The sequence below is a fragment of the Algiphilus sp. genome (assembly GCF_023145115.1).
In the GTDB taxonomy this organism is placed as follows: Bacteria; Pseudomonadota; Gammaproteobacteria; order Nevskiales; family Nevskiaceae; genus Algiphilus.
This window is the reverse complement of record NZ_JAGLEJ010000024.1, coordinates 46,792-68,702: the sequence shown is the minus strand read 5'-3', so window position 1 is coordinate 68,702 and position 21,911 is coordinate 46,792. Positions and strand designations below refer to the sequence as shown.

The 21,911-nt window shown below is 69.4% G+C and carries 18 protein-coding genes and 1 tRNA gene; 13 read left to right on the top strand and 6 right to left on the bottom strand.

The features are described from left to right. Positions 1 to 4 precede the first annotated feature (4 nt). Genes KAH28_RS08405 through KAH28_RS08390 form a run of 4 tightly spaced genes read right to left on the bottom strand, consistent with a single transcriptional unit; the run spans position 5 to position 5,171 of the window. The gene (locus KAH28_RS08405; RefSeq protein ID WP_290575604.1) at positions 5 to 1,318 is read right to left on the bottom strand and encodes a hypothetical protein; all 1,314 of its coding nucleotides are present in this window, start codon (positions 1,316 to 1,318) and stop codon (positions 5 to 7) included. Positions 1,319 to 1,341: 23 nt separating this feature from the next. Then, a complete protein-coding gene (locus KAH28_RS08400; protein WP_290575602.1) occupies positions 1,342 to 3,624 on the bottom strand; it encodes an MMPL family transporter in 2,283 nt (760 codons plus the stop codon). Next, positions 3,624 to 4,460, bottom strand: a complete 837-nt coding sequence (locus tag KAH28_RS08395; protein WP_290575600.1) for an outer membrane lipoprotein-sorting protein — start codon at positions 4,458 to 4,460, stop codon at positions 3,624 to 3,626. Before KAH28_RS08395 ends, KAH28_RS08400 begins: the two co-directional genes overlap by 1 nt. Positions 4,461 to 4,508: 48 nt before the next feature. Further along, positions 4,509 to 5,171 (bottom strand): TetR/AcrR family transcriptional regulator, encoded by a 663-nt coding sequence (locus tag KAH28_RS08390; protein ID WP_290575598.1) that lies wholly within the window; start codon positions 5,169 to 5,171, stop codon positions 4,509 to 4,511. Between the two features lie 216 nt (positions 5,172 to 5,387). On the opposite strand from KAH28_RS08390, the gene KAH28_RS08385 reads away from it, so the two are divergent. From KAH28_RS08385 to KAH28_RS08350, 8 genes are all read left to right on the top strand, one after another. Then, positions 5,388 to 7,205 (top strand): long-chain-acyl-CoA synthetase, encoded by a 1,818-nt coding sequence (locus KAH28_RS08385; protein ID WP_290575596.1) that lies wholly within the window; start codon positions 5,388 to 5,390, stop codon positions 7,203 to 7,205. Between the two features lie 34 nt (positions 7,206 to 7,239). Continuing rightward, positions 7,240 to 8,562 carry an acyl-CoA dehydrogenase family protein gene (locus KAH28_RS08380; RefSeq protein ID WP_290575594.1) on the top strand — a complete coding sequence of 441 codons (1,323 nt, stop codon included), beginning with the start codon at positions 7,240 to 7,242 and terminating at the stop codon, positions 8,560 to 8,562. A gap of 34 nt (positions 8,563 to 8,596) precedes the next feature. Next, positions 8,597 to 9,805: an acyl-CoA dehydrogenase family protein gene (locus KAH28_RS08375; RefSeq protein ID WP_290575592.1), complete on the top strand. Its 1,209-nt coding sequence runs from the start codon at positions 8,597 to 8,599 to the stop codon at positions 9,803 to 9,805. 188 nt (positions 9,806 to 9,993) lie between these two features. Then, complete coding sequence (locus KAH28_RS08370) at positions 9,994 to 11,355, top strand: 3-oxoacyl-ACP reductase (protein ID WP_290575590.1); 1,362 nt, start codon at positions 9,994 to 9,996, stop codon at positions 11,353 to 11,355. 82 nt (positions 11,356 to 11,437) lie between these two features. Next, positions 11,438 to 12,247 (top strand): crotonase/enoyl-CoA hydratase family protein, encoded by an 810-nt coding sequence (locus KAH28_RS08365; RefSeq protein WP_290575588.1) that lies wholly within the window; start codon positions 11,438 to 11,440, stop codon positions 12,245 to 12,247. 8 nt (positions 12,248 to 12,255) lie between these two features. Further along, entirely contained in the window at positions 12,256 to 14,277 is a 2,022-nt protein-coding gene (locus KAH28_RS08360; protein ID WP_290575586.1) for an NADPH-dependent 2,4-dienoyl-CoA reductase, read from the top strand. Then, positions 14,274 to 14,756, top strand: coding sequence for a hotdog fold domain-containing protein (locus KAH28_RS08355; RefSeq protein WP_290575584.1), 483 nt, complete (start codon positions 14,274 to 14,276; stop codon positions 14,754 to 14,756). Before KAH28_RS08360 ends, KAH28_RS08355 begins: the two co-directional genes overlap by 4 nt. A gap of 40 nt (positions 14,757 to 14,796) precedes the next feature. Next, positions 14,797 to 15,891 carry a MaoC/PaaZ C-terminal domain-containing protein gene (locus tag KAH28_RS08350; protein WP_290575582.1) on the top strand — a complete coding sequence of 365 codons (1,095 nt, stop codon included), beginning with the start codon at positions 14,797 to 14,799 and terminating at the stop codon, positions 15,889 to 15,891. Here KAH28_RS08350 and KAH28_RS08345 read toward each other — a convergent pair. Beyond that, positions 15,872 to 16,768, bottom strand: a complete 897-nt coding sequence (locus tag KAH28_RS08345; RefSeq protein WP_290575580.1) for an alpha/beta fold hydrolase — start codon at positions 16,766 to 16,768, stop codon at positions 15,872 to 15,874. The two genes, KAH28_RS08350 and KAH28_RS08345, sit on opposite strands and share 20 nt — an antisense overlap. Positions 16,769 to 16,908: 140 nt before the next feature. On the opposite strand from KAH28_RS08345, the gene KAH28_RS08340 reads away from it, so the two are divergent. Continuing rightward, complete coding sequence (locus KAH28_RS08340; protein ID WP_290575578.1) at positions 16,909 to 18,393, top strand: NAD(P)/FAD-dependent oxidoreductase; 1,485 nt, start codon at positions 16,909 to 16,911, stop codon at positions 18,391 to 18,393. Positions 18,394 to 18,583: 190 nt separating this feature from the next. Here KAH28_RS08340 and KAH28_RS08335 read toward each other — a convergent pair. Next, positions 18,584 to 18,675: transfer RNA gene (locus tag KAH28_RS08335), tRNA-Ser, on the bottom strand. 138 nt (positions 18,676 to 18,813) lie between these two features. Here KAH28_RS08335 and KAH28_RS08330 point away from each other — a divergent pair. The 4 genes from KAH28_RS08330 (at position 18,814) to KAH28_RS08315 (ending at position 21,879) form a co-directional block, all read left to right on the top strand. Beyond that, the gene (locus tag KAH28_RS08330; RefSeq protein ID WP_290575576.1) at positions 18,814 to 19,083 is read left to right on the top strand and encodes a helix-hairpin-helix domain-containing protein; all 270 of its coding nucleotides are present in this window, start codon (positions 18,814 to 18,816) and stop codon (positions 19,081 to 19,083) included. 135 nt (positions 19,084 to 19,218) lie between these two features. Continuing rightward, the gene (locus tag KAH28_RS08325; RefSeq protein WP_290575574.1) at positions 19,219 to 19,776 is read left to right on the top strand and encodes an outer membrane beta-barrel protein; all 558 of its coding nucleotides are present in this window, start codon (positions 19,219 to 19,221) and stop codon (positions 19,774 to 19,776) included. Positions 19,777 to 19,917: 141 nt separating this feature from the next. Continuing rightward, positions 19,918 to 20,742 carry a cyclopropane-fatty-acyl-phospholipid synthase family protein gene (locus KAH28_RS08320; RefSeq protein ID WP_290575572.1) on the top strand — a complete coding sequence of 275 codons (825 nt, stop codon included), beginning with the start codon at positions 19,918 to 19,920 and terminating at the stop codon, positions 20,740 to 20,742. A 114-nt stretch (positions 20,743 to 20,856) separates the two neighbouring features. After that, complete coding sequence (locus KAH28_RS08315; RefSeq protein WP_290575571.1) at positions 20,857 to 21,879, top strand: NADP-dependent oxidoreductase; 1,023 nt, start codon at positions 20,857 to 20,859, stop codon at positions 21,877 to 21,879. Positions 21,880 to 21,911 lie beyond the last annotated feature (32 nt).

The following is a 21,911-nucleotide window of genomic DNA, read 5'->3' as shown; positions in this document are numbered from 1 at the left end:
CCCGCTAGAAGAACCGCTGGAGCTGTAGCCGCACCCGGTCCTGACCGTCGATCAGATCGACCAGCGGATCGTCCGGCAGGTCCGAGAGCACGCGCGCGTCCAGCGTGACGCGCCAGTTCGTCAGGAAGCGGCGGCTCAGTTCCACCGAGAACAGGCGGTTGCCCAGATCGGGCTCGACGATGGCACCCGCCAGCAGCGTGCTGCCGGCGAGATCGTTGAAGCTGATGCGCGTGCCCACGAAGACATCGTTGGCGAAGCGCTGCGAGAAGACATTGTCGTCGCGCTGATCGTAGAGGTGCTCGGCGAGCACGCCGACGTCCCAGTCGGTCGCGAAGAAGCCGGGCAGCGTGTATTCGAGACCGCTGACGCTGGCCAAGGTCCACTCGCCGTCGCGGCGCCGCGCCAGCGCCTCCAGGCGCAGCGCCAGCCCGCCGCGCAGTACCTGCAGGTCGAGGCCGGCGCGCCGGGTGCGCCCGTAGTCGGGTACCAGCACCAGGTTGTCGAGCACACGCTCGCGGGCCGCCGCTTCCAGGGCATCGTCGTCCGGGGCCAGTCGCAGCACCTGCAGTACGTCGACCAGTGCCCCGGCGAGCGGGCCGACCTGCGGAGCGGCGGCTTCGAGGTCGCAGTTGGGGCCGCTGGCCGTACCCGGAAAATCGCTGCCCTGGGCCAGGCACGGCAGCATGTCGGGGGCCCGTGCGGTGCCGTCGAACCAGGAAATGCCGAGGTCGATGTCCGGCAGCCGCCACTGCCAGCGCAGTGCATAGTCCAGGCGCCGCTGCTCGCCGTCGGGAAAGCGTGATGCGCCGCGCGCGATCGGGAAGGGAATGCGTGGATGGCCCTCGGGGCCCGGGAAGGTGCGTTCGCGCGCCGCCGGCAGGACGAAGAGATCGCCGGTTCCCGATTCCGCCAGCCAGCGCAGCTGCAGCATGGGCTGGCCGAGCTTGGCGCCGCCGTCGATGTCCTCGACGAGGTCGCTCTGGTTGATGATGTCCACCAGCGAGCGCGACTCGGTCACGCCCCAGAACACCCGCCGGTAGCCGGCGTTGATCTCGATGCTGCGCCCCACAGCCTGCACGAAGGCCTGGCGTACGTCGCCGTGGCTGCGATGGGGATCGGCGCTGTCGCGCCGGTAGAAGAGCTCCGCGACCAGGCTCAGGTCGGGGTCGGCCAGCGGCTGATAGATGTCGACCAGCCCGGCCACCGAGCCGCTCAGGCCGTCGCCGTCGCGCACGTCGAACCAGCGGCCCTCGAGCTCGAGGGCGCCGCGCACGTCGGTCTGCGCCTGCGCCGGCGACAGCACGGCCAGTGCGGTCACCGCTGCGGCGAGGCCGCCCCGGATCAGCGCCGGTCGAGCCACAGCAGCAGCGGCGGCAGCAGGAAGAAGTCGGCGAGCAGCGCGGCGGCGATGACGATGGCGGTCAGTGCGCCGAAGTGCACGGTGAGCAGGAAGCCCGAGGTGGTGAACAGCGCGAAGCCGACGAACAGGACCAGCGACGTGATCACGAGCGCCGGGCCGACCTGGGTCAGCGCCTCGCGCACCGCGGCCTCGGCATCGGCGCCGGCGCGGCGGGCGCGCGCGTAGCGATTGAGCATGTGCAGCGTGTCGTCGACGATGATGCCCAGCGTCAGCGAGCCGACCACGGCGAGGCTCAGGCCCACCTGGCCCACCGTCACGCCCCAGATGCCGAAGCCGATGATCGCGGGCAGCAGGTTGGGCGCCAGGCTGATCGCCGCCAGCCGTGGGCTTCGGAAGGCCGCCAGGAGCAGCAGGCTGATGACGCCGAAGGCGATGCCGGTGCCCCAGAGCATGGAGACGAAGTTCCGGCGCGCGATGTGCGCGAACATGATCGACACGCCGGCGCCACGGGCCACCGCGGCATGGTCGAAATGCCGGCGCTGCCAGGCCACCGCGCGCTCGTCGAATTGCCGGATGGCCTCGGAACTGATGGTATCCAGCTGTACCGTCATGCGTGCCGCCGACTTGTGGATGTTGACCAGGTGCGTGAGGTCGACGCCGCTGGGCAGGCTGAGCTCGTAGAGCAGCAGATACTGTGCGGCCTCGGGGCGCGACTCGGGCAGGCGATGGAAGGCCGGGTCGCCGTCGTGCATGGCCTGGTTGAGCGACTGCAGGACCCCGACCACCGAGCTCACCTTGCGCACCTCGGGCTGTGTACGCAGCCATTCCGCGTAGGCGTGCATGTCGCGCAGGAAGGCGGGCTCCATGGCGGCGCCGTCGCCGCCCGCATCGAAGACGTACTCGACGTACTGCATGCCGGTGAGCTCGGCATTGGTGAACTCGGTCGCCTCGCGGAAGGGGTGGTCGGATTCGAAGAAGTGCACGTAGTTGTCGCCGAAACGGTTCTGCGGCAGCGCCGCCAGCGCCGCCACGACGACCACGGCACCGAGTGTCAGCAGCATCCGGCGGCGGCGCGTCACCGTGTCGGCCAGCGCCACCAGCGCGCGGTGCATGCCGCGCGTGACGGGCGGGCGCCGCACGGGAAAGCGCATGCACCACCAGGGGAGCACCATCATGCTGAACGCGAGCGCCGCCATGACGCCGATGGCCACCAGGTTGCCGAGGTCCCGGTAGGGCGGTGAGTCGCTGAGGTTCAGGCCCAGGAAGCCGATCGCCGTGGTGACGCTGGTCAGCAGGATGGGCAGGAAGTTGACCCGGATGCTGTGCAGCAGCGCGTCGCGCGGCGTGTCGCCGGCCTGCGCGCGCAGGCCCATGGTGGTGAGCATGTGCACGCAGTCGGCCACCGCCAGCGTCATCACCACCAGCCCGGCGGTCAGCGACGGCGAGGTCAGCGTGATGCCGAGCCAGCCGGCGGCGCCCATGGCAGCGCCGGCGCTCATCACGATCACCGCCACCGTGACCGCGGTCGCCGCCAGCGAGCGCAGCAGCAGTGCCAGCAGCACGAACATGACCAGGAACACCAGCGGATAGAGCGCGAAGGCCTCGCCCATCAGCACGCCGGACATGGCGTCGTTGAGCATCATGACCCCGGCGAGGTGGGTCTCGATGCCGTCGGAGAAGGGCCGGGTGCGGAAATCGGCCATCATCGCCCGGGCGGCATCGGCCACCGCCTGGATCTCGACCTCGGGTTCCTCGTGCGGCAGCTCGAAGTGGGCGATGAGGCCGGTGGCGGCGCCGTCCCGCGCCAGCATGATGCCGGTGATGCGGTCGTCGGCCAGCGCGTCGGCGCGGATGCGCGCGCGCTCGTCGTCGTCGAGCGGTCGGTCCGGAATCAGCGGCTCGACCACCAGCTCGCCCTCGCGGCCGCGTGCGGGGTAGTACTCGGTGATCGACGACACGCCCTTGCTGTACGGCAGTCGCAGCACCTCGCCGGAGAGCCAGCGCACTGCCTCCAGCGCGTGCGCGTCGAACACGTCGCCCGAGTCGGGTGCGATGGTGATGACCAGCGTCTCGGCGCGCGCGAAGTTCTCCTCGATGAACTCGAGCTGGGCGAGATCCGGGTTGTCCTCGGAGAAGAATGCGCGGTAGTCGGTGGTGAACGACAGGTGCTGGACACCCGCGGCGGCCAGGCCGGCCAGCGCCACGGCGACGATCGCCGCGGCACCGCGCCACGCCACCAGGCGCTCGCGGGCGGCGACGAGCATCAGCGGCGGCGCGACAGCGCCGCGACGTCGAAGTCGCGCTCGCTCAGGCCGGTGTCGAGGGCGATGCCGGACCAGCGCAGCTCGGAGGCTGCACCGGTGCGCTGGTTCTCCATGCGCAGGAACTGCGCGCGCCGGTAGGTGCCGCCGTCGGCACCCTCGAAGGTCTCGTATTCCCCGACCGTGAGCACGCGGGTGATGTCGCCGCGGGCGTCGTGGTATTCGACCCTGCGCAGCTGCAGATGCTCGGTATCGAGCCAGGCGTGCTGGTAGCCGGGCCGGTCGTCCTCCACCGGTTCGCGCCGCAGGACGTGACAGCGCATGCCGTCGACGGTCTCGTCGCGGAGGTGCGCAAAGCGGTAGCGCGATGGTGGCTGGGCCGCGAAATCATCGAAGCTGAACTCGCTGCCCATGAAGGAGCCGCTGCGGTTCTCGCTGCTGATGCGGCGCGTGCGCGATGCGGCCGGCAGATAGAGCCACTGCTGCACGTCGCCGTCGTCGCCGGTGTGCGTGAGCAGTGCGGTGCCGGCGACATCGCGGGGCGCCTCGACCCGTGTCAGCGCACGGCTGGCCTCCCCCGGCATCTCGAGCAGGCGGATGCGCATGTCGCGGGTCGCCTGCTGGCCGCTGCCGGTGATGATGGTCATCTCGACGTCGGCCTTCAGGTCGCCATAGCCTTCGCCGCGCTCCCAGGCGCGCTCGGCGATGGCGCGTCCCTTCGCGGCCGCGTCGGTTTCGGCGGCGGCGTCGTCGGCCCCCGCCGGGCCGGCGAGCAGGAGGGCGGCGGCCGTCCACAAGGCGCGGCGCGCGATGCAACAGTGCCGGATGCGGTCGATCATGCGGCTCCTCGCTGGTTGTCGTTCTGGATCCGTCGCTGCCGCCGCCTGTCAGGGCGCCGCACCCGAGCGCGCACGGGCGCCCATGATCAGCGTGCGGAACAGGTCCATGATGGCACGTTCCATCTGGCTCGCCGAGAGGCCGGTGTCGCCGCTGAGCCATTCCACGATGAGCTCGTTGGTGGCGCCGACCAGCGCCACTGCCGCCAGGTGGAACTGGCGGCGGGGCAGGACGCCGCGCTCGGCGAGCTGCTCGGCGGCGCCCGCGATGAGCGAGACGAAGTGCCCGATGGCGTCGCGCCGCCGGCGTTCCATGTCGGGCGATACGCCGACCGTCTCGATGAACGCGAGTCGCGCGCGCGCCGGATCGGCCAGCGCAAAGCGCACGAAGGCGGCGACCGCACCGAGGGCGCGCTCCATCGGATCGCCGTCGCCCGACGAGAGCGCCTCGCCCACGATCCGCCGGGTGTCGTCTGTGAAGCGTTCGAACAGGGCCTGAAGCAGCGCTTCGCGCGAACCGAAGTGCTCGTAGAAGTGCCGCGTGGACACGCGCGCGTCGCTGCACACGCGCTCGATGGTCAGTCCCGCGTAGCCGCGTCGGCCGATGCGGGCGAGCGCGGCGTCGAGCAGCCGCTGGCGCCGCTCGGCGCGCAGCTCGTCGGTGCTCCGGCCGCGGTAGCGCCGGCCGCCCTGGGGGCGCGCGCTACCGGTCATGGCACCCGTTCATCGCTATCTGGAAAGTCATGTTTCCGGATATTGACCGACTCCGGCGGCTGTGACAATATCCGGAAACATGTCTTTCCTGAAAGAAGTCTTTCCGCTTTCCTTGGGCGCTCCGGGCGCATGGCATGATGCGGCCGCGTGCCGCCGGGTCCGGCAGCCGTGGCGCGCCGATCGCCAAGCTGCCGCGTGAGATCGGAGGACAAGAGCATGGTCAGGGAACGCGTCGGCATCATGGACATCGTGCGCGGGTATCTGAGCCGTGGTGCGCCGCGGACCGCCACCGCGGTGAAGGGCCTGGTGTCGCTGGCGCGGGCATCGCGCGATGCCCACGATTCGATCGGCCTGCGCGTGCAGCGCATCGCCGAGCGCCATCCCGAGCGCGTGGCGGTGCGGGATGCCCGCCGCGGACTCAGCTATTTCGCGCTCAACCAGCTGGCCAACCGCTGGGCGCACTGGCTGCAGCAGCAGGGTGTCGGCCCGGGCGATGGGGTGGCGCTGCTCATGGAGAACCGCGTCGAGATGCTGGCCGCGGTGACGGCCACCGTGAAGATCGGCGCGGTCGCCGGTCTGCTGAACCACAACCAGCGCGGCGAGGTGCTGGCGCACAGTATCCGGCTGGTGAAGCCGCGGGCGCTCATCGTCGGAGCCGAGTGCGCCGAGGCCGTCGACAGCATCACCCTGGGCGAGGTGGCCGCCGATGCCCCGGTCGCCTGGCTTGCGGACGGCGATGCCGCCGAGGTGCCATCCGGCGCGGTCGATCTGGAGGCCGACAGCGCGACCCTGTCGGCGGCGGATCCGGAGGCCACCGCGCGTGTCCAGGCAGCCAATCCGGCCTTCTACATCTTCACCTCGGGCACCACCGGCATGCCGAAGGCGGCGGTGATGTCGCACAACCGATGGCTGCGTGCCGCTGCCGGCGTCGGACTGGCGTCGCTGCGCATGCGCGCCGACGATGTCTTCTTCTGCCCGCTGCCGCTCTACCACAACAATGCGCTGACGCTGGCCTGGGGCGCGGTGCTGGCCGCGGGGGCGGAGCTCTACATCGCTCGCCGCTTCTCGGCGTCGCGCTTCTGGGACGAGCTGCGCGCCGCCGATGCCACCGTGTTCTGCTACATCGGCGAGCTGTGCCGCTACCTGCTGCAGCAGCCCGAGCGCGAGAACGATGCCCGTCACCGGGTGCGCGCGTGCGTCGGCAACGGTCTGCGCCCCGAGCTCTGGGATGCGTTCCAGAAGCGTTTCGCCATCCCGCACATCAACGAATTCTACGGCGCCAGCGAAGGCAATCTGGTCTTCACCAACTCCTTCAACGTCGCGGGTTCGTGCGGGTTCTGCCCGCTGAGCTACGCCGTCGTGGCCTTCGATCACGACGCCGAAGCGCCGGAGCGCGATGCGCGCGGCCGCATGCGCAAGGTCGAGCGCGGCGAGGTCGGTCTGCTCATCGCCGAGGTCAGCGACCGCGCGCCCTTCGACGGCTACACAGATCCGGAGGCGAGCGAGAAGAAGCTGCTGCGCGATGTCTTCGCCGAGGGCGACTGCTGGTTCAACACCGGCGATCTGGTGCGTGATATCGGCATGCGCCACATCCAGTTCATCGACCGGGTCGGCGACACCTTCCGCTGGAAGGGCGAGAACGTCGCTACCACCGAGGTCGAGCGCGCCGTCGATGCGCTGCCCGCGATCGACGAGTCCATCGTCTACGGCGTCGAGGTCCCCGGCTACGACGGCCGCGCCGGCATGGCCGGCGTGCTGCTGCACGAAGGTGAGCGCTTCGACGGCGCAGCCGTGGCGCGGCACCTCTGCGACACGCTGCCCGCCTATGCGGTGCCGGTTTTCATTCGCGTGATGGCGCGCGTCGAGACCACCGGGACCTTCAAGCACCGCAAGGTCGACCTCAAGAAGGCCGGCTTCGACCCTGCCGCCTGCGACGGCGACGCGGTTCATGTACTCCGGGACCGGGACGCCGGCTACACGCCGATCACCGACGACGACCTGCAGGCCATCCGGGATGGCCGCATGCGGCTCTGATCCTTTCGACCAACCCCGCCACCTGTCCACTGCCATGTCCGAACGAAGCAGCAAGCTCGATCCCATCGGCCTCGGCGTGCGTGCCCTGACGCGCTTCGCCGGGCATCCGCTGACCGCCCGACTGGGCCTGCACCGACCCGCCTCGGCGGTCATCAAGTCGGGTGCCCGCGTCGGCTTCACTGCCGCCGCCGGTGCCGGACGCCAGTTCAAGGCCCTCTCGCAGCTCACCCGGCCGAGCCGAGGCGAGCGGCCGACGGGCAGCGGGCTCTTCGATCTGACGCCGAGCGACGAGCAGCAGATGATCGTCGAGACCATGGAGCAGGTCGCGGCGGAGCTGCTGCGTCCCAATGCCGAGCAGGCCGAGGCCGACGGTGCGCCGTCGGCCGAGCTGATCGCCCAGGCCAACGAGCTGGGCGTGCTCCAGATGGCGATTCCGGAAGGGCTCGGCGGCGCCATGGCCGAGCGCAGTCCGGTGACCGGCGCGCTGATCGCCGAGTCGCTGGCGCACGGCGACATGGGGCTGGCAGTGTCGCTGCTGGCGACGCCGTCGGTGGCGCTGCTGCTCGCCGATCACGGCAACGCCGCGCAGCAGGACGCGTTCCTGACGCCGATGACCGGCGAGGACCCGCCGACCGCCAGCTTCGCGGTGACCGAGGCGAGGGCGCTGTTCTCGCCCTATGACCTCGGTGCGCGGGTGACGGTGCGCGACGGCGCGCTGGTGCTCGACGGCGAAAAGGCGCTGGTGGTCAACGGCGGCAGCAGCGACTTCTTCGTGGTCGCCGCCCGTTCGCCGGAGGGGGCGCCCGGCCTCTATATCGTCGAGCGTGCAGCCGAAGGCGTGACGGTCGAGGCCGAGCCGGCCATGGGCCTGCGCGCGGCCGGCCTGAGTCGCGTGCGCTTCGACCATGTGGCGCTGCGCGACGATGCCGCCTTCGAGCTGGATGCGGGCGCCTACGACCGCATCATCGCGTCGTCGCGCGCCGCGTGGTGCGCACTCGCCGTCGGCACCGCCACCGCGGTGCGCGACTACGTGATCCCCTACGCCAACGAGCGCACCGCCTTCGGCGAGCCGATCAGCCATCGCCAGTCGGTGGCCTTCATGATTGCCAACATCGGCATCGAGCGCGACGGCCTGCACCTCGCGGTGCTGCGCGCGGCCAGCCGGATGGAGCAGAGCGAGGACGCGCTGCGCGAGGTTCAGCTGGCGCGCACGCTGGCCGCCCGCCACGCCATGCAGATCGGTTCCGACGGCGTGCAGATCTTCGGGGGGCACGGCTTCGTCAAGGAGTATCCGGTGGAACGCTGGTACCGCGACCTGCGCGCAACGGCGCTGATGGAAGGCGCCGTCCTGCTGTGATTGCCCGATTCCCCGATTCCCGAGAGGCTCTCCGATGATCCATCTTGAAACCCCGAAGCGGCTGAAGCCGCTGATCCACCAGGCCCACGAGATCGGCGCCGGCATGTTCCGCCCGATCTCGCGCAAGTACGATCGACTTGAGCACACCGCGCCGGTGGAGCTGGAGATGCTGGGCTCGCTGATGGACGGCATGAACGCCGTCGGCGGCCAGGGCGCCGGTGCCGGCAAGCTCAAGCAGGATGCCGGCGGCGATGACGCGGGCGTCCGCAACGGCGCCAACATGGCGGCCGTGCTCGGCATGATCGAGCTGTGCTGGGGCGATGTCGGCTTGGCGCTGTCGATCCCGCGCCAGGGTCTGGGCAATGCCGCCATCGCCGCGGTGGCCAACGAGGAGCAGCTCGAGCGCTTCAATGGGCGCTGGGTGGCAATGGCCATCACCGAGCCGCACGCCGGCTCCGATTCGGCCGCCATCCGTGCGACGGCCGAGCGCGACGGCGACGACTACGTGCTCAACGGCGAGAAGATCTACGTCACCGCCGGCGAGCGCGCCGATGCGCTGGTGGTCTGGGCATCGCTCGACCGCTCCGTCGGCCGCGCCGCGATGAAGGCCTTCCTGGTCGAGAAGGACCGTCCCGGCCTGACCCTCGACCGGCTCGAGCACAAGCTCGGCATCCGCGCATCGGACACCGCCGCCTTCCGGCTGGAGAACTGCCGCGTGCCCGCCGGGAATCTGCTCGGCTCGCCCGAGATCGATACCAGCAAGGGCTTCGCCGGGGTCATGCAGACCTTCGACAACACCCGCCCGATCGTCGCCGCAATGGCCGTCGGCCTGGCGCGCGCGGCCATCGAGGAGACCCGGCGCATCCTCGGCGAGGCCGGCGTCAAGCTCGACTACCGCCGGCCGCGCACGCACGGCCACGCCGCCGCCGCAAGGCTGATGGAATGCGAGGCCGATTACGAGGCCGCGCGCCTGCTCACCCTGCGCGCAGCCTGGATGGCCGACAACGGCCAGCCCAATGCCCTCGAGGCCTCGATGTGCAAGGCCAAGGCCGGGCGCACCGCGGTCGATACCGCGCTCGCCTGCGTCGAGCTCTGCGGTGCTGCCGGCTATGGCGAGACCGAGCTGGTCGAGAAGTGGGCACGCGACGCCAAGATCCTCGACATCTTCGAGGGCACGCAGCAGATCCAGCTGCTGATCGTGGCGCGCCGACTGCTCGGGAAGTCCTCGGCGGAACTCAAGTAGGGACGCCGTGGCCTACCGCCCGGGCGCGCCGTTGCCATGCCCGCGTGCCACTCCCGCGATCGCGCACCGGCTGTCTTACGGGGCGGGGTCCGGGTATGCTAGGTTCCATACGCCAACGTATTGACGCGCTGCGGCACCCGGACGGGTGGCGGGGCGCGCGAGATCATTCCTTTCGGGAGAACTTCGTCATGACCGACCGCCTTCTCAAGCTGGCGCAGCAGCCCGCTGCCCGCAAGCTGCTGCAGAACATCGGCCTTCCCGCGCCGGTGATGCTCAAGCGCGCCACCGGCGCGTATGCCGCCAAGCCGCTGGAGGGCGCCACGGCGCTGAGCGGCGCGGCCGGCAAGGGGGCCGCTATCGGCCGCATCGACAAGGTTCTCTCCGGCACCGGTGCCGAGACGGTGAAGTCCGTCGACGCACTCGGCGAGGGCGACAAGCTCGATGTCGTGGTCTTCGATGCCACCGCGGTGACCACCGCCGGCGACCTGCGTGCCGTCTACGACTTCTTCCATCCGATCATGGGCCGCATCGGCAAGAATGCACGCGTGGTTGTCGTGACCGGGCTGCCCGAGGCCGGGAAGGATTCCGCGCAGTCGGCGGCCTTCCGCGCCATGGAGGGCTTCACGCGCTCGGTGGCCAAGGAGATCGGCAAGCGCGGCGCCACGGCCAACCTGTTCTACGTCGAGAAGGGGGCCGAGGATCGCCTGGAGATGCCGCTGCGCTTCTTCCTGACCGGCCATTCCGCCTATGTCGACGGCCAGCCGGTACGCGTCACCAAGACCGCCGCCGCGCCGGAGGCACTGCCCATGACCGCCACGCTCAGCGGCAAGGTGGCGCTGGTCACCGGCGCGGCGCGCGGCATCGGTGCTGCCACGGCGCAGCGATTGGCAGCGGAGGGCGCGCAGGTCATCGGTCTCGACATTCCGCAGGACGAGGCGGCGCTGAACGAGACCATGGCGGCCATCAACGGCATCGGATTCCCGGCCGACGTGACCGACGACGCCACGCCCAAGAAGATCGCGGACTTCGTCATCGAGCAGTTCGGCGGCGTCGACATCGTCGTGCACAACGCCGGCGTGACCCGCGACAAGACGCTGGCCAAGATGCCCGAGCACTACTGGGACATGGTGCTGGGCATCAATCTGGACGCGATCCTCAAGATCGATGCCGCGCTGCAGGCCGCCGATGCGGTGCGAGACGGCGGTCGCGTGATCTGCCTGGCCTCGATCGGCGGCATCGCCGGCAACATCGGCCAGACCAACTACGGCGCGACCAAGTCCGCGCTCATCGGTTACGTCGCTGCCGAGGGGCCGAAGCACGGCGCCAAGGGCATCACGGTCAACGCGGTGGCGCCGGGCTTCATCGAGACGCGCATGACCGCGGCGATGCCGTTCGCCATCCGCGAGGCGGGGCGGCGCATGAATTCGATGTCCCAGGGCGGTACGCCCGAGGATGTCGCCGAGCTGATCTGCTTCCTGTCGACACCGGGTGCCTACGGCGTCACCGGGAATACCATCCGCGTCTGCGGGCAGTCGCTGATCGGCGCCTGATTCCGCGGGTTCCGCCCCCGGTGCGCGCGAGGCGCGCGCCGGGACCGGGCCGATCATCATCCGTCGTGTGCAGGGGAGCCGCATGAGCCAACGCGTAAGAACCGATATCGAGGGCGACATCGCCCGCGTCACGCTGACCCGCGCCAAGGCGCACAACGGCGTCGATCAGGCCATGATGGACGGCGTCATCGCCGCCGCCGAGTCGCTGGCCGACGAGAAGAGCGTGCGCGCGGTCATCCTGTCCGGCGAGGGTCCGAGCTTCTGCGCGGGCATCGACGTCAAGGCCTTCTTCGGCAAGGGCATGAGCCTGGATCTCGCCAAGCTCTACGCGCGCCTGTATTCGCCGATGCGCAACAAGTTCCAGCAGTTCAGCCTGGCCTGGCGCGATCTGCCGATTCCGGTGATCGCGGCGGTGCACGGCAACTGCTTCGGCGCGGGCATCCAGCTCGCGCTGGGGGCCGACTTCCGCATCGTGCGGCCGGACGCCCAGCTGTCGGTCATGGAGGCGAAGTGGGGCCTGGTGCCGGACATGGGCGGTGCCGTGCTGCTGCGCGAGCTGGTGAGCGCCGATATCGCCCGTCTGCTGACCTATACCGGTCGCGTGGTCAGCGGTGAGGAGGCCCGGTCGCTGGGGCTCGCGACGCAGGTCGCCGACGACCCGGTCGCGGCCGCCGAGACGCTGGCGCGCGAGATCGCAGCGCGCTCGCCCGACGCGGTTGCAGCCGGCAAGCTGCTGCTCAACGAGGCCTGGCACGACACCGAGTCGGGTGCGCTGGCCGCCGAGCGACGCCGCCAGCGCCAGCTCATGGGGCGCGCCAATCAGCGCGTTTCGGTGGCGCGCAACACCGGCAAGCCGGATACGCCGTACAAGCCGCGTCGGATCACCGGCTGAGACGCGCCGTGTCCGACGTCTATCCGCACCTGCTCTCGCCCCTCGATCTGGGGCACACGACGCTGCGCAACCGCGTGCTCATGGGCTCGATGCACATCGGGCTCGAGGACCGGGCACGCGATGCCGACAAGCTGGCCGCGTATTTCGGCGCCCGTGCCAGGGGCGGTGTCGCGCTGGCAGTCACGGGCGGATACGCCCCGAATCGGGAGGGCTGGCTCTATCCCTTCGCCGCCAAGCTCGCCACACGCGGCGAGCAGGCGCCGCACCGCAAGGTGACCGAGGCGGTACACGCCGAGGGCGGCAAGATCGCGCTGCAGATCCTGCATGCCGGTCGCTACAGCTATCACCCGCTGTCGGTGTCGGCCTCGGCCGTGAAGTCGCCGATCAATCCGTTCAAGCCGCGCGCGATGAGCGATCGGCGCATCCGCCAGACCATCGCCGACTACGCGCGCTGCGCGCAGCTGGCGCGCGAGGCCGGTTACGACGGTGTCGAGATCATGGGCTCGGAGGGGTATCTGATCAACCAGTTCACCTGTCCGCGCGTGAACCGGCGCGACGACGAGTGGGGCGGCGGCATCGAGAACCGCTCGCGCTTCCCGATCGAGATCGTGCGGGCGGTGCGCGAGGCCTGCGGACCGGACTTCATCATCATCTACCGGCTGTCGATGATCGATCTGGTGGAGGGCGGCAACACCTGGGACGAGGTGCTGTTCCAGGCCAGGGCCATCGAGGCGGCCGGTGCCAGCATGATCAACACCGGCATCGGCTGGCACGAAGCGCGCGTGCCCACCATCGTCACCAGCGTGCCGCGCGCGGCCTTCGCCTTTGCCACCGAACGTCTGCGACCGGAGGTGGGCGTTCCGGTGATCGCGGTCAACCGCATCAATACGCCCGAGGTGGCGGAGGACCTGCTCGCCCGCGGCGCCTGCGACATGGTGTCGCTGGCGCGGCCGCTGCTGGCCGACCCCGACTTCGTCAGCAAGTCCGCCGAGGGGCGCCCGGAGCGCATCAATACCTGCATCGCCTGCAATCAGGCCTGCCTCGATCACACCTTCCAGCTCAAGCGTGCGTCGTGCCTGGTGAACCCGTACGCGGCTTACGAGACCGAGCTCGTGCGGCATCCGGCCACCGAGAAGAAGCGGGTGGCGGTGGTGGGTGCCGGTCCGGCCGGGCTGGCGTGCGCGGTCGAGACCGCGGCACGCGGCCACGAGGTCACCCTCTTCGAGCGCGACTCGTCCATCGGCGGCCAGTTCCGGCTGGCCATGCGCATTCCCGGCAAGGAGGAATTCCGCGAGACCATGCGCTACTTCGCGCGGCGTCTGGAGGAAGAGGGAGTGACGCTGCGCCTGGGGCACGAGGTCGGTATCGAGACGCTCACCGGATTCGACGAGGTGGTCCTGGCCACCGGCGTGCGGCCGCGGCAGCCCGCCATCAAGGGCATCGACCACCCCAGCGTCATGCCGTATCACGAGGCCATCCTGGATCCGTCGCGCGTGGGTGGCCGCGTGGCGCTGATCGGTGCCGGCGGTATCGGCTTCGACGTTGCCGAGCTGCTGTCCAGCGCGGAATCGACCGCGTTGGACGCGCAGGCCTGGTACGCGGAGTGGGGGGTCGACCCCGAGGTCCGCGAGCGTGGCGGACTCGCCGTCAAGCACAGCCCCGAGTCCCCGCGCGAGATCTGGCTGCTGCAGCGCAAGGCCGCGGCGCTCGGCAAGGGGCTCGGCAAGACCAGTGGCTGGGTGCACCGAGCCAGCCTGCGCGACCGCGGCGTCAACATGCTGGGCGGCGTGCACTACGAGAGCATCGATGACGACGGCCTGCACATCACCGTCGGTGACGAGCCGCGCACCCTGGTGGTCGACAGCATCGTGGTATGTGCCGGTCAGATATCGGAGCGCGGGCTCGCCGACGAACTCGCGGCGCGGCACGTGCCGACCCACATCATCGGCGGAGCCGACGAGGCCGCAGAGCTAGACGCCAAGCGCGCCATCCGCCAGGCCACCGAGGTCGCACTGGGGATCGGCGGATGAGCCGCCTGCAGGAACGCATCTCCGTGACGGCGCTGTGGGCGCGTCTCGCCCCGCTGCCCGGCGGCAGGGCACTGTTCACGCGCGCCTTCCAGCTGGCCGCGCCGTACAGCGGGACCATCCCGGTGCGGGTGACGGATCTCGCACCCGGACGCGCCACTGCCGACATGCGGGATACCCGCGCGGTGCGCAATCACATCGGTACCGTGCACGCCATCGCGCTGTGCAATCTGGCCGAGACGGTGATGGGGCTGGTGGCCGAGGCCACCATCCCGAAGACCCATCGCTGGATTCCCAAGGCCATGCAGGTCGAGTATCGCGCCAGGGCGCGCGGTACGCTGTCGGCCGAGGCGCGGCTGGCGACCGATGGAACGCTGCCCGACGGCGGTGCGCTCGCGGTCGCGATCGACGTGCACGACCGTGGCGGTGCGCTCGTCTTCCGCGCCAACATCGATATCTGGGTCACGCGCCGTTCAAGCTGATCGGGCACGCTCGCATCACATCCGGAGGAATACCGCAGTCATGACGCATACGATCGAATTCCAGCAGTTGCCCTCGGCCTGGCTCGGCTTCCTGCGCGCCGCGACGGCGCGTGGGAATGGGCTGCGCTCGGGTGAGTCGATTCCGCGCATCGTCGCGCGCTGCCGCGGCGTCGTCGCCGACGCCACCGCACTGCGCAAGTACCGCAGCCTCTGCGGCTTCCGCATCGACGGCAAGCTTCCTCCGAGCTATCCGCACGTGCTGGCTGCGCCGCTGCATCTGCAGCTGCTCACACACAAGGCCTTTCCGTTCAAGCTGCTCGGTGCCGTGCACGTGCGCAACGCGGTGACGCAGCATCGCGCCATCGCGGCCAACGAGGTTCTGGACATCGAGGTTTCGGTGGAAGGGCACCGCGATGTCGATGCGGGCATCGAGTTCGATCTGGTGACGCGCATCACCGACACCAGCGGGCAGGTGCCGTGGGAGTCCACCAGCACGAATCTGATCCGTCGTTCCTCCGGCGGCGGCAAGAAGAAGGGCGAGTGGACGCCGCCGGACTGGTCAGCCTATCGCCAGGTCGAGAGCTGGACGGTGCCGGAGGACATCGGCCGTCGCTACGGACTGGTAGCGGGTGACGTCAATCCGATCCACATGCACACCGTCGCGGCCAGGCCCTTCGGCTTCAAGCGCGCCATAGCCCACGGCATGTTCTCGTACGCGCGCTGCGCGGCCCGGCTCATGCCGACCGACGTCGAGGCGATGACGCTCACCGTATCCTTCAAGCGCCCCGTGTTCCTGCCGTCGCGCGTGGAGCTGCTGGCGCGCGAGGATGGCGACGGCCGCGAGTACCTGCTGACCAACGCCGCGCGTGATCAGGTCTATCTGGAAGGCCGGATCGACTTCGCCAAGGCGGGGACGACGAGTCCGTCCGCCGACGCGCCGGCCGCAGCGGTGAAGAAGACACCGGTCAGGAAGGCCGCCGCCAAGAAGGCAGCGGGCAAGAAGGCTGGCGCCAAGAAGGTCTCTGCCAAGAAGGCTTCCACGAAGAAGGCTTCAGCCAAGCAGGCAACCGCCAGGAAGGCCGCTGCGAAGAAGGCGACCGCGAAGAAGGCGGCGGTCAAGAAGTCGGCGGAGTAGGCCGCCTAGCAGCCTGCCGGGCCAGCCAGTGGCCCACGAAGGGCCAGACTTCGGCGCGGGCGGCGGTGCTGACCACCATGCCCGCGTGGTCGTAGTCCTCGCCCCAGCCACCGGCGCGGCCGAGCAGTTCGAAGCGCGCATCGGTGCCCGCCAGGCGGCGAGCGAAGCGCTCGCAGCCGCTCGGCGGGTCGACGCGGTCGCCGGCGCCCGCCATGGCCAGCTGAGGGGTCGGCAGGCCGGCGAGTCCGGCCAGCCACTCGCCGCCGCGTCTTGCGCTGGTGGTCCATTCGATGGCGTCGCGGACGGCCGCTGCCGGTTCGTCCTCCGGGCCGAGTCCGGCGATACGCGCCGGCAGGCGGCCGAGCAGCGTGACGATGGCACCGGTCAGCCATGCCCCCGGCGGATGCAGCGGTGCCTTGGCGACCTCGCACTGCGCCGCGAACAGGACCAGCCCGGCGCATTCCCGGGGTGGCAGTGAGCCTGCCAGCGCACGCGCCGCCAGCACGCCGCCGAAGGAATGCCCGACGATGAAGGCCGGCGCGTCGGACCGCTGCCGCACATGGGCCCAGGCTGAGGGAAGGTCATGGCGCTCGGCTTCGTTCAGGCCGAGGCGGGCTTCCGTGCGCCCGGCTGCGGCGCCCATGCCGCGGCGCTCCAGTATCCAGCAGCGCATTCCGGCATCTGCGAGATGGGCGGCGAGACCGATCCCCTTCCGGGACAGCCAGAATCCGCGCGCGGTGAACATGCCGGGAATCATCACGACCTCGGCGGTAGGCCGGCGGCGGGGCGCGACTTCGACCAGCACGCAGTGCCCACCGTCGGCGGCGGCGATGCGGTGGTCGACCGTCGACCGAGCGGGCACTTCCGACAGGGGCATGTGCGCATTGTAGGGTGGCCGGGCAGGAGATGATCCGGGCTCGATCCGCTCTCCACCCGATGGCATAATCGACAAAAGTCGCCAAATATCCGTTCGGTCGGCGATATCCGGACAACAGAAACTTCCCCAGGGAGACGAGCATGAATGCGAGAGCCGAAACCCGCGTCGACGCGTCCGTCGAACTCCTCGACGTGCTCATCATAGGCGGTGGATTCTCCGGACTCGGTGCTGCCGTCCAGGCGCGCATGCAGGGCTGCAAGCGCCTGCTGGTCCTGGAGCGCGGCGATGACTTCGGCGGTGTCTGGCGCGAGAACACGTATCCGGGCGCGGCCTGTGACGTGCCCTGGCACCTCTACTCGTTCTCGTTCTACAAGAAGGTAGGCTTCTCCCGGCGCTATCCGCATCAGCCCGAGATCCTGTCCTACATCCGCTCCTGCGCGAACCATTTCCAGCTCTATCGCGACGCCGAGTTCGGCGTCGAGGTGACGTCGGCCGAGTGGGACGAGGGCTCCGCGACCTGGACCGTGAGCGCCGCGGACGGGCGCACGTGGCGGACGCGCGCGCTGGTGTCGGGGGTCGGTCAGCTGTCACGGCCCAGCTGGCCGGAGGTCACGGGTCGCGATGAATTCGCGGGCGCGAGCTTCCATTCAGCGCTGTGGGACCACGACGTTCCCCTTGCCGGGAAACGGGTAGGGGTCATCGGTACCGGTGCCAGCGCCATTCAGTTCATTCCCCGGGTCGCCGAGGAGGCCGGCTCGCTGACGGTGTTCCAGCGCAGCGCGCCGTATCTGCTGCCGCGGCTCGACGGGCCCTACGGCGTGGCGAATCGATTGCTGTTCCGTTATCTGCCGGGGTATGACAAGCCCTTCCGCTTCGCGCTGTGGAAGTCGGGCGAGATCAGCACGGATGCCTTCGATCAGCCCGACAGTCGCGCCAACGGGATCTTCAGACGAGTGGCGCGCTGGCATCTCGAGCGCCAGGTGACCGATCCCGAGCTGCGCGAGAAGCTCACGCCGGACTATCCGGTCGGCTGCAAGCGCGTCCTGTTCTCGAGCGACTACTACCCCGCGATGCAGCGCGACAACGTGCATCTCGAGACCCAGGGCATCGACCACATCAATGCCGATGGCGTGCGTACGCGGGACGGCGTCCAGCACGATCTCGACGTGCTGATCTGGGGCACCGGCTTCAAGGCCACCGAGTTCCTGTCGCCGATCCGGATCACCGGGCGCGACGGGGTCGATCTCGACACGCAATGGGCGCAGGGTGCCGAGGCCTACCTGGGCATGACGGTGCCGGGCTTTCCCAATCTGTTCCTGATGTATGGCCCGAACACCAACCTGGGCGGCAACTCCATCATCTTCATGATCGAGTGCCAGATGCGCTATCTGGCCGATGCGCTCGATCTGCTGCGCGAGCACCGGTTGATGGCGGTCCGGCCCGAGGTCTACCGGGCGTACAACGACACGCTCCAGGAGCGGCTCTCGCACACCGTCTGGGCTGCCGGTTGCAGCAGCTGGTACCACAACGAGGCCGGGCGCATCACCAACAACTGGCCCGGGCGCACGGCGGAGTACCGGCGCATCACCAGCGCGCTCGAGCCCAGCGACTACGAACTGGCGTGATCCGCTGGCGGCGCTGATTCTAGGGCGGGACCGCGGCGGTAAGCCGTGTCGCCCTTCGGGTTCCGCTTGGCTCCGCGCCATCCGGCTGAAGCCGGATGGTCGAACCCGGGCATCAGTTATCGAGGATTCGAATCCCGTACCGATGGGGCAGCGTGTCGGTCGACGATGCCGCGAAGGGTCGAGGTGATTCTGGCGGAGGGAGAGGGATTCGAACCCTCGATACGGTGGTAACCGTATACACGCTTTCCAGGCGTGCTCCTTCGACCGCTCGGACACCCCTCCGTGAGCGCGGCATTATGCCAGCCCGAGGCGGGCAGGGTGAATCGCGCGGGCGGGGTTGCAAAATACTTCCCAGTCAGTAATGTTGATGTTCCGCGCCGGTAATCCGGGCGGTCATTCACCGATTCAGGGAGTCAAGCAATGTTCCGATTCATGGGGGCAGCAGGTGCACTTCTTCTGTCCGCCGTCGCATCCGCGGCAGCGCTGAACGTCAACACCGCGGACAGTGAGGCGTTGACGGCACTGGACGGCGTCGGTTCGGTCATCGCCGAGCGCATCGTCGCCGAGCGTGATGCCGGCGGCCCGTACGAGAGCGCGGAAGGGATGGCCGATCGCGTCGACGGGCTCGGGAGCACCTTCGTGGAGAGCAACGCCGAGGCGATGCGCTTCTCGACGGCGGCGGAGAACTGAGCAGCCGGAAACATCCGGGGCAACCGGGGTCCGGTTCCGTGACCGGGCCCCTTGTTCACCCTGCGTTCGGCTCCCGCTGCTAGGTTGCTGATTCCGCGATTATCGGCGGAAGGCATTCAACCTTCGGGAGTCATCATGAAACGCACCACCACGACCACGGCGCTGCTCGTCGGCATCATCGCACCGATGGCGGCAGGCGCCGCCGGCATCAACTACAACTATGCCGATCTGCGCTACGTCGATGCCGACGATGCGGGGCTCGACGGCGTTGCCGGCGAAGTATCCGGCCTGGTGGCCGACCAGCTATTCGTTCGCGGCGGCGTGTCGCTGCTGAGCGATGACGGGTTCGACGCCGATACCGTGAGCGGCGAGCTCGGCTATCGCCATCCGCTGTCCGGCGATGTCGAGCTTCAGGCGAGCGCGGGGCTCGTGCACGGCGAGATCGATACTCCGTTCGGCTCGGAGGACGATACCGGGTTCCTGTTGACCGGCGGTGCGCGCGCGATGCTGACGCCCGATATCGAACTCGAGACCACGCTGCTGTACCAGGATCTGTTCGATGACAGCGATCTCGATGCGCGCATCGGCGGTCTCTTCCACCTCAACCCGCGCTGGGCGCTCGGGGCGAGCTATCAGGTCGATGCGGAGCTGCTGGCGCTCGGCGGCCGCTTCAACTTCGGGCATCTGCGCTGATCGCGGCGCAGCGGGGCCGATGTCCGGGCTCCCCTGCGCGTCCCGGCATGTTTTCCTACAACGTCGCGGGGCGCGCGGGGCGCCGAACCTGCTAACTTTGCTGCCTCTCCCGCAACGGCTCGGACGGCATCGGATCACGGCATGGTCAGTGAAAGCACGCAGGCGGTCATCACCCATTACGAGCGCCGGCACGAGATCCGGGGCAACGTCTTCGGTCAGCAGCCCTACGCCAACTACGGCTACTGGACGCGCCCGGGCCTGACCATCGAGCAGGCTTCCGAAGCACTCACCGACCTGGTCGCGGCCTCGGCCGGACTGGGGCGGGATGATCACGTTCTCGATGTCGGATGCGGCTACGGCGCCGGCGCGGTGAAGTTCGTGCAGCGCTATGCAGTGGATCATGTCACCGGCATCGACGTCACACCGGTGCGCATTGCATCCGGTCATGACTACGTTGCCCAGCACGGGTTGAGCAGCAGCATCACGCTGCAGGAAGGGGACGCGACGAACATGGCCTTCGAGGCGGCGTCCTTCGACAAGCTGGTGTCGGTGGAGTGCGCCTTCCACTTCGACACGCGGGTCGACTTCCTCCGCGAGGCGGCACGCGTACTCAAGCCCGGCGGAACCCTCGCGCTTACCGACATCATTCCCCGCCGCGGCGCCAACCCGGACGACTATCTGCTGGGTGAGCGCACCACGCACAGCAATGTCTGCCTGGACATGCCGGTCAACGCCTACGATGCCGAGGTCTATGCCGGGCACCTGCGTGAAGCCGGCTTCGACCTGGTGCAGATCATCTCGATCCTGGAGTGGACGCGCATTCCCTTCGCCGACGCGCTGCAACGCGTGGCCGATGCCAGCGAGGGCGAACGCGCCGAAGCCATCACGCGCATGGTGATGCGCATCCGCCAGCTGGTGGAACTCGGCGAGGACTACGTGCTGGTGGTGGCGCGGCGCGCTCCCTGAGGACCTGCGCGGCGGTACGACGGCGACGGGCCCGGCCGGGCAGCGTCGGGCACGCGCTGCTATGGTGCCGCGTCGGCCGTGATGTCGGGCCGCGCAACCGGGAGGAGAGCCATCGTGACCGAACCACTGCAGCGCTTGCGCAACCAGCGCTTCCTGTTGGCGCAGCGGCCGCAGGGTGAGCCCGGACCGGATACATGGACATACGACGAAGTATCCGTGACCGCGCCGGGCGAAGGCGAGGTCCTGGTACGCAATGCCTATGTGTCGGTCGATCCGGCCATGCGCGGGTGGATGAACGCGGGCAAGTCCTACGTGCCGCCGGTCGGCATCGGCGACGTCATGCGCGCCTATGCGGGAGGCACGGTGGTGGCGTCACGCCATCCCGATTTCGCCGAGGGCGACACCGTCACCGGTGTGCTCGGCGTGCAGGCCTATGCGGTGGCTCCGGGCAGGGCGCTGCGTGCGGTCGATACCGCGATCGCGCCGCTTCCGGTCTACCTCGGCGTGCTCGGCATGACCGGCATGACGGCCTACTTCGGCATGCTCGATGTCGGGGAGCACCGCGAGGGTGACGTGGTGGTGGTCTCCGGTGCCGCGGGTGCGGTCGGCTCGGTCGCCGGTCAGATCGCCAAGATCAGGGGCAGCTTCGTGGTCGGCATCGCGGGCGGCCCGGAGAAGTGCCGCTACGTGGTCGACGATCTCGGTTTCGATGCCTGCATCGACTACAAGTCCGAGGACGTCCGGCAGCGGCTCGCCGCGCTTTGTCCGGGCGGCGTCGATCTGTACTTCGACAATGTCGGCGGAACGATACTCGACGATGTCCTCACCCAGCTCGCCCTGCATGCGCGCATCGTCATCTGCGGTGCCATCTCGCAGTACAACGCCGGCGCCGTGCACGGTCCCGTGAACTATCTGCAGCTGCTCGTCATGCGGGCGACCATGCGCGGCATGGTGATCATCGACTTCGCCGACCGATACGCCGAAGCGGCGCAGGCGATGGGGGCATGGCTGGCCGAGGGGCGTCTCCGGCACCACGAGGACATCGTGGACGGGATCGAGCAGTTCCCCGACGCGCTCATGCGCCTGTTCCGCGGGCAGAATGTCGGCAAGCTCCTGTTGCGACTGAATCCGGCGTGATGTAGCAGCCGGCCGCGGCCAACGCGCCTCAA

Bases quoted from the DNA above. Each gene is read 5' to 3' on its own strand.
- KAH28_RS08380 (WP_290575594.1), top strand. From the start codon at position 7,240: ATGTCCGAACGAAGCAGCAAGCTCGATCCCATCGGCCTCGGCGTGCGT.
- KAH28_RS08345 (WP_290575580.1), bottom strand. From the start codon at position 16,768: ATGCCCCTGTCGGAAGTGCCCGCTCGGTCGACGGTCGACCACCGCATC.
- KAH28_RS08375 (WP_290575592.1), top strand. From the start codon at position 8,597: ATGATCCATCTTGAAACCCCGAAGCGGCTGAAGCCGCTGATCCACCAG.
- KAH28_RS08330 (WP_290575576.1), top strand. From the start codon at position 18,814: ATGTTCCGATTCATGGGGGCAGCAGGTGCACTTCTTCTGTCCGCCGTC.
- KAH28_RS08385 (WP_290575596.1), top strand. From the start codon at position 5,388: ATGGTCAGGGAACGCGTCGGCATCATGGACATCGTGCGCGGGTATCTG.
- KAH28_RS08400 (WP_290575602.1), bottom strand. From the start codon at position 3,624: ATGCTCGTCGCCGCCCGCGAGCGCCTGGTGGCGTGGCGCGGTGCCGCG.
- KAH28_RS08395 (WP_290575600.1), bottom strand. From the start codon at position 4,460: ATGATCGACCGCATCCGGCACTGTTGCATCGCGCGCCGCGCCTTGTGG.
- KAH28_RS08340 (WP_290575578.1), top strand. From the start codon at position 16,909: ATGAATGCGAGAGCCGAAACCCGCGTCGACGCGTCCGTCGAACTCCTC.
- KAH28_RS08325 (WP_290575574.1), top strand. From the start codon at position 19,219: ATGAAACGCACCACCACGACCACGGCGCTGCTCGTCGGCATCATCGCA.
- KAH28_RS08390 (WP_290575598.1), bottom strand. From the start codon at position 5,171: ATGACCGGTAGCGCGCGCCCCCAGGGCGGCCGGCGCTACCGCGGCCGG.
- KAH28_RS08355 (WP_290575584.1), top strand. From the start codon at position 14,274: ATGAGCCGCCTGCAGGAACGCATCTCCGTGACGGCGCTGTGGGCGCGT.
- KAH28_RS08350 (WP_290575582.1), top strand. From the start codon at position 14,797: ATGACGCATACGATCGAATTCCAGCAGTTGCCCTCGGCCTGGCTCGGC.
- KAH28_RS08365 (WP_290575588.1), top strand. From the start codon at position 11,438: ATGAGCCAACGCGTAAGAACCGATATCGAGGGCGACATCGCCCGCGTC.
- KAH28_RS08370 (WP_290575590.1), top strand. From the start codon at position 9,994: ATGACCGACCGCCTTCTCAAGCTGGCGCAGCAGCCCGCTGCCCGCAAG.
- KAH28_RS08320 (WP_290575572.1), top strand. From the start codon at position 19,918: ATGGTCAGTGAAAGCACGCAGGCGGTCATCACCCATTACGAGCGCCGG.